Below are 13448 nucleotides of genomic sequence, written 5' to 3'. Positions count from 1 at the left end.
AAGCGATCTACCGCATCTCCAACGACATCAACGCCGCAGCTGCCGGATACCCCCGGCGGCCTGGATGGAATCGGCGATCTCCGGGTCGAGTGGTCCGGTTCCCTGGGCGTGCGGTGCGCTGTGGAAGAGTGCCGTACCGCTGGCTGAGGTCAGGTTCTGTGTTCCGCGGAACGCACTGGTTTCGTTACATCGGTGTCGAGCGCTACCAGGACACCGATCCGAAACGTTACCTGCGGGAACGCATGCGCGACCGGTCTCTGCCCGCCGCCACGCACCCCTGATCGGTCGTGTGCGGCTGATCGTGGAGCTGGTGATCGGCGTTTGTTTGTTGTTAGGTACGGTTTTCGGCCGGATAGGCGTACCTGACGACAAACTCGCGACGATCTTGTCGACGAATGTCAGATCTCAGCAGAAGCTGCACAGTCCGTCGGTGGACTCGACCGGTCAGTGCGTCGCGGTGAATCCAAACTGAAAGGGATGTCCTTCTGCCAGACTTGGGCAATAATATGACGGATCCCATTGGGGTAAGAGGTATGGCGGCGATGAGGCCGGAAGATGCCCGGGCTGTAACGTCGCGTGCGGACCTTGTCCGATATTTGATCGACCTCGCTGATCGAGTTCGTGATGGTCGCGTGCCGGTAGAGAACGCGTCTTCGTTGGAGTTCATTGAGGCTGCAGGGTACTGGATGCAGGCACTGGACGGTTTTTTCAAATCGGGGCGAAGAGATGCCGGACGCGCCGTCCTGGGAACTGATTGCTATGATCTTCTCGGCTGCTTTGGTATATGAATAATGGGCTCAACTGACCTCATCGTGGTCATCGACGAGCTGCCCCGGTTGTACCGAACTCGTCGACCTCGATGGGGAGCTCGCCTGGCGGGCCCGGACCACCCTGTGGGGCGCCGGCCCGCCATCGTCTTCCGCCGGTGGTGGCGTCGACTGCCCGCTACGACTCCACCGACCCCCTCGGCCTCACGCCCGCTCCCAATCCTCACACCTACGTCGACAACCCCCTGGGTTGGCTCGACCCCCTCGGCCTCGCGCCGTATAGTCTCCGCGGCCAGTGGCTGTCGCCCAAGGAGTTCGCTGACGAGGAGATACGAGAGGTCCGTAACACATTCCGAACGCGTGTGGGAGCTACGGAGACCGGCCGGCATGGTGCAGGGCTCAGAGCCGCTGGAAATGATCTTCGAAGAAGGGCGTCGGAAAATGGGTATCTGCCTGAGGTAAATCAGGATCTACTTGATGCTGCCAAGCGCTTCGAAAACAGGGCACGAGGTATAGATCATGGGATGCAGCGAGGGCGTTGAATATCAAAATCGATCGGTGAGGCGGCTGATTAACGACGCCGAAGGAGAGCCGTTCGGTGGAAATCGTAGAGGAATCCTGACGAGAGCCATTCGGGATCTTGATGCTTCACAGGAAGAGGACCCTGAAGCGCGTGCGATTGTATTGGCGATGCTCGCCCAAGAGAACCCCGGGTATCTCGCGGAGGCTGGCAAGGCGTTTGAAGAATCGGTCACGCGATGCGTGCAGCTGAATTGGATACGACTCCACCTTGCGGAAGCATGGCATAAGGCGGGTAATCTGGTCGAAGCTTTCCGATTTTCTTCGTCGGTGCAGCGCGAATACTTCGATGGACGTGATCTGCACTGGCGTTCCGTGCGAATGGGAGAAATTAACGCTGTTGCGTTGTTGCGCCTAGGTCGAATGAGTGATGGGGTTGCGGCGGCGCTAGCCATTTGCGATGAATTTTCTTTTTGCGGGGATATTGATGATCTTGCTCCGCCCTATGATCTCATGGAAACCGCGGCATTCATCGCCACCGGGGATTCGAATGACGAGATAAAAAGGGCTGGCTGCAGCATACTTCGCACCTTCTCTCGTTCCGTTGAACTAGCCTCCTGGTTTAATCCGGTTTTTGTTCAGCGGATAAGTGCCGCGATGGTTGGCTGTGAATAGTCCCGGTGGATCTTCGGGCGGGGATCGCCGCTGACCGTGAACGTGGGGAGACAGTCTCCTGGGGCGGCTTGTAGGCCGAGCTCGACCGTCCATGATCTATAAGGCGAATATGGGCGTTGCCCGCCACGGATGGCAGGATTTCGTTCGCGGGGCGGGCCTCCGGCGCACGCCCGACCTCGTTGCGGTGGGCGGTTCCCGTGGTCAGCGGGCCGTCCAGAGCCGTCCACCGTGTGAGTATGGACCGTCCCACGCTGGAAACCACCCCGCGTGGGACGACTGCCGGGGCACCGGTACCTGCCCGAATGGATACTCATAGGGTCATGCACGTGGCGGGACCCGCAGTCACGGCTTATCTGATTGCCCGGACTTCCGGAGAATGCGGTCGGTCGTCTTCTGCCGGCGGGTATCCTTCGCAGCCTCGAACTGCTCGCGCAGAGTACCACGCACCGTAGCACTGGAATCATCGGATCGCAGCGGGTACTGGCCCTGCTCGACGACGCGAGCGTATTCTCCGCGACGCACCCAGCGGTCCAACTCCGCGGCCCGCAACACCAGGATCGGATGGGTACCGGATGGCAGCAGATACTTGTAGATGCGGTTACGGATGCCGCCCGCATCCAGCTCGAACTCGGCAGCCTGCTCCATGAACTCCGCAACGTTCATCTGGTCGAAGTGTGAGCCGGCGGCAAGCTTCATCAGAGTCCTGATCGACGCCCCGAAATCCTGCGCAACGAGTAGTCCGGCACGGTCGCAGGAGAGCTCCGACTTGCGGGACCAGTCCATCAACGCGGCTTCCGCGGCGTCCAACGCCAGGCCGGCGATGGGAAAGGAACTCAAGCCCGCGCTCGCGATGATGCGCCCCATCGTCAGATAAAGCGAGTGCCCGGATACGGCATGCCCCAGCTCATGGCCGATCACGAAGCGCAGCTCGTTTTCGTCCAGCAGGTCCAACAGGTCGGTGCTGATCACTATGAAGGGTCGATCCATACCAACCGTGAAGGCGTTGACCTCGCCCATTTTACGGACATAGAGCTCGGGTTCGTCCGCCATATCCAGAATGGCGGCAGCCTCTTCCTTGATTGCATGTAACCGGCTGAACTGTCGTGGACCGACCCGGACCGCCGAGGTGAGATGCTGCATGCGCACGACCGGCTCGCCCACCATCGCGTGTATCTTCTTCAACAGCAGGTCGAATCCTCTGACCCGCCTCATCGCGGTCAGGGCGGTCAGCGCCGACGGGTGTTCGTACGCTCGGTGAGAAATCCCGGGAAAGCGTATCCGTTTCACCACAGGTGAGATAGGTGAGGAGGATCCCGTCACGGCGGGAGAGGGCGCAGGACGATATTCTTTCATTCGCTTCGACCCCATCTGAGGTATGCGAGCACGGCCATGACGCGTCGGTTGCGGCTATCGAGATCATCTTCTTGGCCCGCCTGTGACGACGGGGTGGTCACCGATATTTCGATCTTCTGATAAATCGAGCCCACGTGCCCCTCGACAGCGCTCTGGGTCAGATGCAGGCGCTTGGCGATAGCCTTGTCGGAATAGCCGTGGGCGATGAGGGTGAAGACTTCGAGTTGCCGGGGGGTGAGACGATCGATTCGGTCGTTGTGGCGCTTGCGCGCGACGAGTTTCGCAACGAGTGACGGATCGACCTGCGTGTCGCCTTCGGTGACTGCACGCATGGTGTTGATCAGTTCGGGGATGTCCTCGATACGATCCTTCAGAAGATAACCCGTGCGCGGTCCCAGCTTGATGATTTCTTCCACCCAGGGCACCTCGGCATACTGCGACACGGCCAGTAGCGCGATGTGCGGTCTCGTCCGACGGATCGTCCGGGCGACTTCGAGACCGACGCCTCGGTCTGGGATGCTGTCGGATTGTCCGCGAGGCATGCTGAGATCGAGCGTGACGATGTCCGGCTGAGTGGATTCGACGAGGCTGAGCACGGCCTCTGCTGTTCTGGCGACCCCGACGACATCAACTCCTCGTTCTACCAGACCGTCGGCGAGCATGGAGCTGAGAAGACCCCAATCCTCCGCGACGATCACTCGCATGGCAAGGTCACACGCACAGTGGTTCCCCTTTCTACTTCGCTCTCGACATGCAATGATCCTCTGTGTGCGGCCACGCGGTCATGCATTCCTCGAAGGCCGCCTCCGCGGTCTTTCAGCTCGGCTCCACCGATACCGTCATCCTGAATCTCCACCACCATGGCGTCATCGACCGATAGTAGTCGAATGGTTATGTGGCTGGCGGCGGCATGCCGCAATGCGTTTCCGACCGCTTCGCTGATGATGAAGAACGCGGTTTCCTCCACCTTCTCGGGCCACTGGCCGGAATCCGCCTCAATGATTAGTGGTATTGGCGATTTCTCAGCGAGCGTGTCGAGCGCTTGCGCCAATCCGTGCATGCGGAGTGTCGACGGATACACACCTTGAGTTACCTCCCGCAGATCCAGCACGGCATCTTGCACCATGGTATCGAGCTGCTGTAACCACTCACGCTCGTTCCCGGTAGCCGCGGTGCGTCTTTGTCCAATTATGATCTTGATCGCAGAAAGGTGATGCTGAGGCCCGTCGTGCAGTTCTGCGCCGATCTTCTTTCGAGTCTGCATCTCGACGTCTACAATACCTTGAAGGTGAGCCCGGTTCTCCACCTGCAGGAGGAGCTGGGCATTGCGGATGGCAAGCTCGGCGGCTCCCACGAGGGCGTCCAACTTCTCGCGTTGTCGAACATGCCGACTGAGGTATGGATCATGCGTGATGGCCGCGAGCGGGGCCGTCGAAGCGCCGATGTAGGTGATCGTCCGGCTGGTGTCGTCGAGGGGGAGCGGTGCTGGAGTTCCATGAAAATCCACGTAATCGCCCGAGTCTGCGCGTCGATAGTGAAGTGTCAGCGTGGGGTCGACGAGCGCATCGGCGAGCCCGTCGCGTAACCAGCCGTTGTCGTCGGATCCCGCCTGTAGGCGACCCAGCAGAATCGATACCTGGCGGTGGCCTATCTGCATCCGCACCGAATTGGTCACAGTAGCCAGGCCGAGCATCAGCAGCGCGATCGCGTATGCGACCAACAGCGCACCGGAAACGGAAATCGGTGCGCGCGCGAGCTGGGCCAGCGATAGGCAGACCAGGACGATGCCGATCATCGCTACCGCGGGCCAGAACAGCCCACGCGCATGGCGCAGCGCGGGAGACTCGGTACGCCAGCGCTGGACGACCAGGACAACGATGATCGCGATGATGATTACCGCCAGAACGCTGCCGATCGGTGCCCAGACGGAGATTGGCGCAGTGGGTCTGCCCCAGCCCTGGGGCTCCAATTGTCGTTCTGAAATCATTCGCATACCCTGTGTGATGACTGCAGCTCCGTAGCCGGCGCCCACGGCCGTTCGCTCGAGTCGACTCTTGAGGTGACCGTCGGGGGACGCCAGCAGGACATGGGCGAGTACCACTGCATTGAGATAGAAGCAGCAAAACCCGATCTTGAACAGTATGGTGTTGTGGCTCCACTGCAGGTCCCCCAGGTACCAGGTGAATCCAACCGCCCACAACAGACCGCCCATCCGGGCGACCTCGGGCTGTCGTACCCATACGTACAAGCCAAAAGCGAGAAATACCACGCCGACGGGTTGGGTCAGCAGGTCCACCCACCCGGGCAACGGGCTGCCGGTGCGAGGTAAGCGCACTGCGAATGTCGCGAACGCGGCTCCTGCCGCCCCTGCGACCACCGGGCCGACTACCCCGACGGGCCGCCCCGACCAGACCGGAACGCCGGTTCCGCCGCGGGGGGAGAAAGCCACGTCTCTTGATAAGGTGCCGTCACGCCCGTGTCCAGGGATTTTCCGAGCCGACCCTCGATTCCATGGAAAACCCCTGGGGCAAGCAGCGGATTACCCGCTGGAAACCGTCGGGGGGCAGCTGGGCGGCCGATGAGCCGATCGGGCTGGCGTTCAGGAGCCGGTGTAGAGGCGGTCGAGGTCGACCAGCTCGACGTCGGGGGCGGCGGCAGCGTCCGCGGTGAGGGTGGTGGTGAAGCCGGCGCGGGAGAACAGCAGGAGTTTCACGTTCTCGGGTGAGCCGGGCACCATCGAGCGGATGTGTCTGAGCCGGGCCAATTCGTCGACGTCAACCGGGGTGGCCCGCCACTTCGCTTCGCCGATGGCAAGTACGCGGTCCGGTTCGTTCGGCCGGACCTCGATGACGACCGTGTCGATCTCATGCTCGCGGGCCGGGCATGCGGTGTCAGGGCACCGTAGGGTCGCCGGGTGGACGCGGCTCGCCCGTCCACCGAGGGTTTCGGCGGAGGCATAGGCCAGCGACCAGATGCGGGCGATGTCCTCGAAGTGCGGTCCGTAGATACGGGTGGACACGGTGTCTGCGAGTTCGGCCCAGACCTCGGCGCCACGGCGCAGTGACAGCTGGGTCTCCTGGGGGCGGATCACCAGTTGGTGCAGACGCAGCACCGGTTCGGCGAGTGTGAAGCTCGCCCGGCGGGCATGGAAGGCGTCCTGGTGGACGGTGACCAGGTGCGCGTCGGTGAGCACGGTCAGGGCGTGGTGGATGCCACCGGTGTCCCGGCCCAGTTCGTTCGCGATCTCTCCGCGTCGGGTGCGGCCGCGGGCAATGGCGGCGAGTACGGAATAGTATGGCGCCGGGTTGGTGATACCGGGTTCCTCGGCGAGCAGCACCCTGCCTTCGCGGAACATCGCCCCGGCGGGGTTGAGCAGGCGGCGCACCACCCACGGGTCGACGTCGCCGGCATCCTCGGGTGCGTCGCGGGCACAGAAGTCCCGGTAGGCCGGGGTGCCGCCGACGAGAGCGTGGACGCGCACAGCGACGTCCGGTTGCTCGGTCAGGCCCCACAGGCCGGCGGCGTCGCGGAAGTCGAACGGGTGGAGCATGAGCTCGGTGATGGCCCGGCCGCGCAGCGGGGCTGATGCGGCGAGTAGCCCCCGCATGAGGGTCAGGGCGCTGCCGCACAGGATCAGTCGGGTGCGGGAGTGTTGACGGGCCCGGCCCCGTGGGCTGAGCGCCTTCTGGATCAGCGATGGGATGGCGCTGTTCTGGGCGACGAGGTAGGGGAACTCGTCGAGCATGACGGGAAGCGGGGTGTCGCGCTGTTCGCCTAGCCGGAACAGCGCGTCGACCGCCTGCCCCCAGTCGGTGAAGGCCACCGGGTAAGGGGAGTCGGTGAACCGGGTGAAGGCGGCGGCCAGATCGGCGAGGTTCTGGGCGTCGGACTGCTCGACGCCGGTGACCATGAACCCGCCGACTGCTTCACAGAGCAGTTCGAGGAGGAGGGTCTTGCCCTGACGGCGCCGTCCGTAGACGAGTGCGAGGGTCGCGCCCGGCGTCGGGTCGCCGGTGAACGCGGTGAGCTCGAACCACTCGGCGTCACGGTCGAACAACGCGGACGGCTTGACAGGCATGATCGCACAACCTTCGGCCATCTAAGGATCGTTGACTTATCATAAGTCTACGATCCTTAGTTTCCACACCGCCGGCTGCCCGTTCGGGCCGGGTTGTGTGCCCGGCGGACGGCGCTGACGGACGTTGGCGTGGCGGTGGCGGCAGGCCAGGCTTGATCCGGACCCTTCCCAGGCGAGGAGAGCGCGTCATGCCGAATTACCGGTCGCCCGGTGTGTATGTCGAGGAGGTCGAGGCCGGGGCACGCCCGATCGAGGGGGTGGGAACGGCGATCGCCGCGTTCGTCGGCTTCACCGCCCGCGGCCCCCGCAACGAGCCGGTCCGGCTTGCCAACTGGGGCCAGTTCACCCGCGTGTTCGGTGACTTCGTTCCTGGCGCCTACCTGCCGCTGTCGGTGTTCCACTACTTCAACAACGGTGGCGGTGCCTGCTACGTGGTCAGCGTCGGCTCCGGCGCTGCCGATCCGGCGGGTGTGCCGTTGGCCGAACTCACCAGTGCCACCCGGCCAGGTGTGATCACCTACCGGGTCGAGGCGGCCGACCCCGGCACACCCGCGAATCTTGCGGTCGAAGTGACCTCCGCCGAGCGGGCGGCCGGGGACGGCTCGTCGACGACGGGTGGCGCGCCGGGCGGCGCGACGAGCGGTGAACCGGCTGCCGAGCCGGAGGCGCCCGGCGGCACGTTCACCGTGGTGGTCAAGCAGGACGGCCGGCCGGTGGAGAGTTTCGAGAACCTCACCGCACGACGCGGCCGGCGCAATGTCACGACCATCGTGAACGAACAGTCCCGGTTTGTTCGGGTGCGGGAGGTCGACGGTGTACCCGTGGCCGACCGGGTGCCGGTTGTTGGTGAGGTCGTACTACGCGCGGCCGAGCCGGCGGCGACGCCGAGCGCCGGCTCGGAGGACTACGTCGGCGATGTCAGCGCCCGCACGGGTCTGGGCGGCCTCACCGCATGTGACGACGTCACCATCGTGGCGGCGCCAGACCTGATGTTCTGTTACGAGCAGGGCCAACTTGACCTGAACACCGTCCAGGCGGTCCAGCAGGCCATGATCGACCACTGTGAGAACATGGCCGATCGGATGGCGATCCTCGACCCGCCGCCCGGTTTCAATGCCCAGCAGATCAGGGACTGGGTGCGGGAGAAAGCCCGATACGACTCGAAGTTCGCCACCATCTACTGGCCGTGGGTAGCAGTTTTCGACCCGGTGGAGGGCCGTAACCGGTTCATTCCTCCGAGCGGTTCGGTCGCGGGTGTCTGGGGGCGCAGTGATGACAGTCGGGGCGTGCACAAGGCGCCCGCGAACGAGATCGTCCGTGGCGCGCTCGATCTGGAATCGAACATCACCCGGGCCGAGCACGACGCACTGAACCCGGCCGGCATCAACGTCATCCGAGCTTTCCCGGGCCGCGGTATCAGGATCTGGGGAGCCCGCACTCTTTCCTCCGACCCGGCCTGGCGTTATGTCAACGTCCGCCGCCTTTTCAACTACCTTGAGGCGTCGATTCTCGGTGGCACCCAGTGGGCGGTCTTCGAACCGAACGACCTGGAGCTCTGGCAGCGACTGCGGCGAACCGTGGGGTCGTTCCTGCTGCGGATGTGGCGCGACGGCGCGCTGTTCGGAGCAACCGCGGACCAGGCATTCTATGTGAAATGCGACGAGGAGACCAACCCGCCGGAGGTCGTCGACGCCGGGCAGGTCGTCATCGAGATCGGTGTGGCCCCGGTCAAGCCCGCTGAGTTCGTCGTGTTCCGCATCGCCCAGTTGAGCGGTGGCGGCGGCGTCGACGAATAGCGGCTCGAAGAATAGCCGGTCGACGAAATCAGGATAATGCTCCAGCAGGACGATGCTCCAGTAAGACGACAAGGAGACGCCGATGCCCATCGGTGAGGACGCGCTCGGTAATTACGCCTATCAGATCGAGATCCAAGGTGTGGCGATCGCCCAGTTCAAGGAGGTCTCCGGGCTGAGTGCGGAGATCCAGGTGATCGAGCACAAGGAGAACAAGAAGGGTGGCATCCCGGTCATCAAGAAACTGCCCGGAGCCCGCAAGTGGGGTGACATCCAGCTCAAACGGGGTAAGACCGATGATCCGGCCTGGTGGAAATGGATCAAACTGGTCCAGGAAGGAAAGATCGACGATGCCCGTAAGGACGGGTCGGTCGTTCTTTATGACTATCAGCGCGGCGAGAAGGTCCGGTTCAACTTCCGCAACGCCTGGCCGTCCAAGGTGAGCATCAGCAATCTTCAGGCCGGCGGGAGCGAGATCGCCATCGAGGAGGTCACGCTCGTCCACGAAGGGCTTGAGCTGGCATGACCACGGTGGCACCCACGGAGTCACAGCGCGGGCTGACGACCGAGTTCGCCTTCGAGCTTCCGCGTGGCTACGTGGACGACTCCGGTCAGCGCCACCGCGATGGAGTGATGCGGTTGGCGACCGCCCGTGATGAGATCATGCCGCTACGCGACCCCAGGGTCCGGGACAACGAGGCATACCTGACCGTCCTGCTGCTGGCCCGGGTCATCACCCGGCTCGGTTCGGTCGGGGCCGTCACCCCGGCGGTGATCGAAGGCCTGTTCGCCCCGGACCTCGCCTTCCTTCAGGACCTGTACCGGCGGATCAACCAGGAGGGCCATACCCACGCCGCCGTGACCTGCCCGTCGTGCAGCCACGCGTTCACCGTCGATGTGGCCGGTGATGCCCCGGGGGGATCCTGACGTACGCGGCCGACCGCCTGCTCGACGAGGTCGCGTACGTCGCCGCCTGCTTCCACTGGTCGCTGGAGGAAATCCTCGACCTCGAGCACCCCGACCGTCAGCACTTTCTCGCTGCGGCCCGGACCATGACCGACCAGCCGGTATCCGGAGAGGAGTAGCCGATGTGGGGACTTCCGTGGCGCCCACGGCAGCGCAGCGCCGCCGGGTCCGCGCCGCGGGCATCCGTGGCTGCCCCGCCGGCCGCGGCGACCTCGGGATGGGAGGGGCTTGCGCCGATCACCCGCTCCGCTGGGCCGCATCCGGTCACGGCCGATCCGGTCGGTTTCGCGCGTGGCCTGGGCAGCCGGGTGCCCGCGCCGGTAGTCCTGCAGAGACTCTCCCATGAGGTCAGTCCGATGGCCGCCGGTGGCTCCTTTCGGGCGATTACGACCATCCCCGTGCCGAGCATCATTCCGGTGCGTTCGGGGACGGCACCGTTGCGCCGGAAGGCCGTGGACCGCCGGAGCGGGGAGACGGTTGCCCGTGGGTCAGGCGGGGTAGGTGTGGCGCCGACGGTCGAGGTCCCGGCCACTGCCGTGGCCATCGATCCCGCGTCCGAGTTGCTGCCCGCGTCCGAGATGATGCCTGTGCGCGACGTGACGACCGGAACCGATGCTCTGTTCCCGGCGGCATCTGTCGGCGACGCACCCGCTGACGAGCATCACGGCGGGGTTGGTACCGCCTTCCCCGTCCGGCCGCTACCGACGGTGCGCGCCCGTCCCGCAGGCGAAAGCGCTGTCGCCGGTGTCGCAGGTGTCACGAGCGTGGCGCGGGCGGCCGCATCGCTGCCTGCTCCGCTGGTCCGCAGTCTCGGGCCACGTCCTGTCACGAATGATGGAGAGCCAGCTGCTGTCGATCCTGCCGTGCATCCGCCGGTGGCTTCCACGTCCGGGGAGTCCCCGGCCGGACTGTCGATCATGCGTTCCGCGGAGCACAACCGTTCCGCGGAGCACAACCGTTCCGCGGAGCACAACAGAGCAGAACGCGACGGAACCGAGCCCAACGGACGGCCTGACATCGGACGGCCTGACATCGGACGGCCTGGCTCTGGAGTTCCTCGGGTCGGATCCGGGCGTCCCCGGCGTGGCCGTGTGATCGAGGTTGCTAACGGCGGCGTGTCTCCCGCCCCGAGCGTCGCGCCGGTGCTCCGGCGGGGTCTCGGGCTACCTGTCACGGTCCGGCCTGAGGTCGCCTCACCTGACGCCGACGCACGCGGTCCGGGTAATACCGTCCGCTCTCGGCCGGTATCAGGCACTGAGCGAGCCAGCCCCGAGCGAGCCAGCCCCGAGCGAGCCAGCCCCGAGCTGCGGGCTGCGGCCATGCCGCCGGATGTCGCTGCAGATCGCTCCGACGACCGCGCCGGTGACGATCGTAGCGATGACGATCATGCCGATGACGATCATGCCGATCGCAGCTACACAGTTGGTGAGCCCGTCGGACCGACCGGCGAGACGCATGGTGTAGCCGCGAGTCCAACCGGACCATCTCGGTCGACAGCTGCCAGCGGTGCGCAGCCGTCGGTGGTGACGAAGCCGTCGGTGGTGACGCAGCCGTCGGTGGTGGCGAAGCCGTCGGTGGTGGCGAAGCCGTCCGTCTTCGCGGTGGCACGGAGCGCTCAGCCGTTGATTCCGGATGCCTACCGCGTGGTGCCGGCCGCGGTGATACCAGCCGCGGATCGTATCGATGGCTCGGTGGACGCAGGCAGCGACGGCCGCGACCCACGGCTGCCCGCTGAGCCGCTTGCAGTGCCAGACGTGCCGCGAGACCGGCGGCCGGTCGGCCTCGGTCCGATCGTCCGGGACGGGGCGATTCCAACCTTCGCGCCGAGGCCGGCTGTCCTGCCGAGGCAGAGTGTCGCCCGGTCGGCGGTGCGTGCGGGCATGCCTGTGGATACGGTTCCGGCGGTCGCACGGCAGGCGGATGTTGCCGTGCCACCGGTGGTCCCGTCGGCATCACCGGCACCGGCACCGGCACCGGCCACCCGCACTGCAGCGGGGGGCGGCGAGTCCGCGTCACCGCAGATCGACCTGCCCGCCCTGGTGGACGAGCTCTACGAACGCATCACCCGTCGGCTCCGGGCCGACCTACTTGCTGACCGTGAGCGTCGCGGTCTGCTCGCCGATCCCGCCTGACCAGCCTGACCTCGCATACCAGGAGTCCACCCGTGTCCGAGCCCGCGAACAGCCTCCGCTTCGATGTCGTGATCGATGGTGTCGACCTCGGCGCGTTCACCGGGATCGAGGGGCTGGAGGCCAGTTACGAGGTGAAAACCTACGACGAGGGCGGCGAGAACGGGTTCCAGCACCAGCTGCTCGGGCGCGTCCACTATCAGAACCTCAAACTCACCCGTCCGGTCGACGGGTCGACCAAGGGCCTGAGTGGATGGTTCAGCTCGTTCCGGCGGGAGGGCAGCGGTCGGCCGGCGGTCGCGACCGTCGTGGCCTTCAACGACAACCGGGAGCCGGTCGCGGAGTGGACGATGACGGGGGTGTGCCCCGTTCGCTACAGCGGACCCCACCTGTCCACGGACCAGGCGAAGGTCGCCACCGAGACGCTCGAACTCGCCCACCAGGGATTTCTGGCTCAGTGACCACCAGGCAGGCCATGAGGGGGTCGCGATGGAGTTTGCAAGGGCATATCTGTGTGAACGTGACCACCCGGGGACGAGGGTCACCTTCCACTTCAACCCGTCGACGGTACGGATGAGCAAACGCGCGGAGTTCCACCGCGAGCCGGTCCAGGCGGCCCGGGACTCGGCCCGCCCCCACTATCGCGGCCCGGGTGAAGTGGAGATGCAGTTCAGCCTGCTGCTGGACGCGAGCGCACGGCCGGGGCACAGCGTCATGGCCGAGATACAGCAGTTCATGGACTGGACGAACCCGACCGAGGACTCCCGCAACGGGCCGTCACCGAGCCCACCCGAGCTGCTGTTCAACTGGGGTGGTTTCGCGGTCGGCCTGGACCGTAAGTTCGTCGGCCATCTCACCAGCGTCGAGGCCAATTGCGTGCTGTTCAGCCGGTCCGGGGCACCAATCCGGGCCGAGGTGTCGCTCGGGATGAAGGCGACCCCGCAGCCGGTAGCCGGGACCAACCCGACGTCCGGGGCGCGCGCCGCTCGGCGTTCTCATGAGATAACGCTGGGCGACACACTTGCCGGCATCGCCTACCGGACCTACGGCGACGCCGCATGCTGGCGGGCGCTGGCCGAGGTCAACGGCGTTGATGATCCGATGCGGCTGCCGATCGGGCGGCACCTGCTGCTGCCCGCCCGGTCCGACCTGGACGGGCGGTGATCCG

At 65.2% G+C, this 13448-nt stretch carries 14 protein-coding genes; 8 read left to right on the top strand and 6 right to left on the bottom strand.

What is annotated here, in order from left to right; all coding sequences use genetic code 11:
• On the top strand, positions 1-281 hold a 281-nt coding region (locus tag U9978_RS13450), incomplete at its 5' end, for a hypothetical protein (RefSeq protein WP_322761448.1).
• Between the two features lie 1005 nt (positions 282-1286).
• The gene (locus tag U9978_RS13445; protein WP_322761447.1) at positions 1287-1961 is read left to right on the top strand and encodes a hypothetical protein; all 675 of its coding nucleotides are present in this window, start codon (positions 1287-1289) and stop codon (positions 1959-1961) included.
• 342 nt (positions 1962-2303) lie between these two features.
• Here U9978_RS13445 and U9978_RS13440 read toward each other — a convergent pair whose 3' ends face one another.
• The 4 genes from U9978_RS13440 to U9978_RS13425 form a co-directional block, all read right to left on the bottom strand.
• Positions 2304-3173, bottom strand: coding sequence for a M48 family metallopeptidase (locus tag U9978_RS13440; protein WP_322761446.1), 870 nt, complete (start codon positions 3171-3173; stop codon positions 2304-2306).
• A gap of 137 nt (positions 3174-3310) precedes the next feature.
• Positions 3311-4018, bottom strand: a complete 708-nt coding sequence (locus tag U9978_RS13435; protein ID WP_322761445.1) for a response regulator transcription factor — start codon at positions 4016-4018, stop codon at positions 3311-3313.
• Positions 4009-5610 (bottom strand): sensor histidine kinase, encoded by a 1602-nt coding sequence (locus tag U9978_RS13430; RefSeq protein WP_322761444.1) that lies wholly within the window; start codon positions 5608-5610, stop codon positions 4009-4011. Before U9978_RS13430 ends, U9978_RS13435 begins: the two co-directional genes overlap by 10 nt.
• Positions 5611-5913: 303 nt before the next feature.
• Entirely contained in the window at positions 5914-7392 is a 1479-nt protein-coding gene (locus tag U9978_RS13425) for an ATP-binding protein (RefSeq protein WP_322761443.1), read from the bottom strand.
• A 188-nt stretch (positions 7393-7580) separates the two neighbouring features.
• On the opposite strand from U9978_RS13425, the gene U9978_RS13420 reads away from it, so the two are divergent.
• From U9978_RS13420 to U9978_RS13410, 3 genes are all read left to right on the top strand, one after another.
• Positions 7581-9188, top strand: a complete 1608-nt coding sequence (locus U9978_RS13420) for a phage tail sheath family protein (protein WP_322761442.1) — start codon at positions 7581-7583, stop codon at positions 9186-9188.
• An 82-nt stretch (positions 9189-9270) separates the two neighbouring features.
• Positions 9271-9711: a phage tail protein gene (locus U9978_RS13415; protein ID WP_322749273.1), complete on the top strand. Its 441-nt coding sequence runs from the start codon at positions 9271-9273 to the stop codon at positions 9709-9711.
• Complete coding sequence (locus U9978_RS13410; RefSeq protein ID WP_322761441.1) at positions 9708-10112, top strand: hypothetical protein; 405 nt, start codon at positions 9708-9710, stop codon at positions 10110-10112. Before U9978_RS13415 ends, U9978_RS13410 begins: the two co-directional genes overlap by 4 nt.
• A 97-nt stretch (positions 10113-10209) precedes the next feature.
• On the opposite strand, the gene U9978_RS13405 is transcribed toward U9978_RS13410, so the two are convergent.
• Positions 10210-10695 (bottom strand): hypothetical protein, encoded by a 486-nt coding sequence (locus U9978_RS13405; RefSeq protein WP_322761440.1) that lies wholly within the window; start codon positions 10693-10695, stop codon positions 10210-10212.
• A 703-nt stretch (positions 10696-11398) separates the two neighbouring features.
• Entirely contained in the window at positions 11399-11554 is a 156-nt protein-coding gene (locus U9978_RS13400; protein ID WP_322761439.1) for a hypothetical protein, read from the bottom strand.
• A gap of 117 nt (positions 11555-11671) precedes the next feature.
• Here U9978_RS13400 and U9978_RS13395 point away from each other — a divergent pair, with 117 nt between their 5' ends.
• Genes U9978_RS13395 through U9978_RS13385 form a run of 3 tightly spaced genes read left to right on the top strand, consistent with a single transcriptional unit; the run spans position 11672 to position 13444 of the window.
• The gene (locus tag U9978_RS13395; RefSeq protein ID WP_322761438.1) at positions 11672-12283 is read left to right on the top strand and encodes a hypothetical protein; all 612 of its coding nucleotides are present in this window, start codon (positions 11672-11674) and stop codon (positions 12281-12283) included.
• 32 nt (positions 12284-12315) lie between these two features.
• Positions 12316-12741, top strand: coding sequence for a phage tail protein (locus U9978_RS13390; protein WP_322761437.1), 426 nt, complete (start codon positions 12316-12318; stop codon positions 12739-12741).
• A 28-nt stretch (positions 12742-12769) separates the two neighbouring features.
• The gene (locus U9978_RS13385; RefSeq protein WP_322761436.1) at positions 12770-13444 is read left to right on the top strand and encodes a LysM peptidoglycan-binding domain-containing protein; all 675 of its coding nucleotides are present in this window, start codon (positions 12770-12772) and stop codon (positions 13442-13444) included.
• The last annotated feature ends 4 nt before the right edge of the window (positions 13445-13448 follow it).

This window comes from Protofrankia sp. Cr2, from assembly GCF_963555885.1.
Classification (GTDB): Bacteria; Actinomycetota; Actinomycetes; order Frankiales; family Frankiaceae; genus Protofrankia.
The sequence above is the reverse complement of the archived record's forward strand: the minus strand, read 5'-3'. Positions and strand labels throughout refer to the sequence as shown.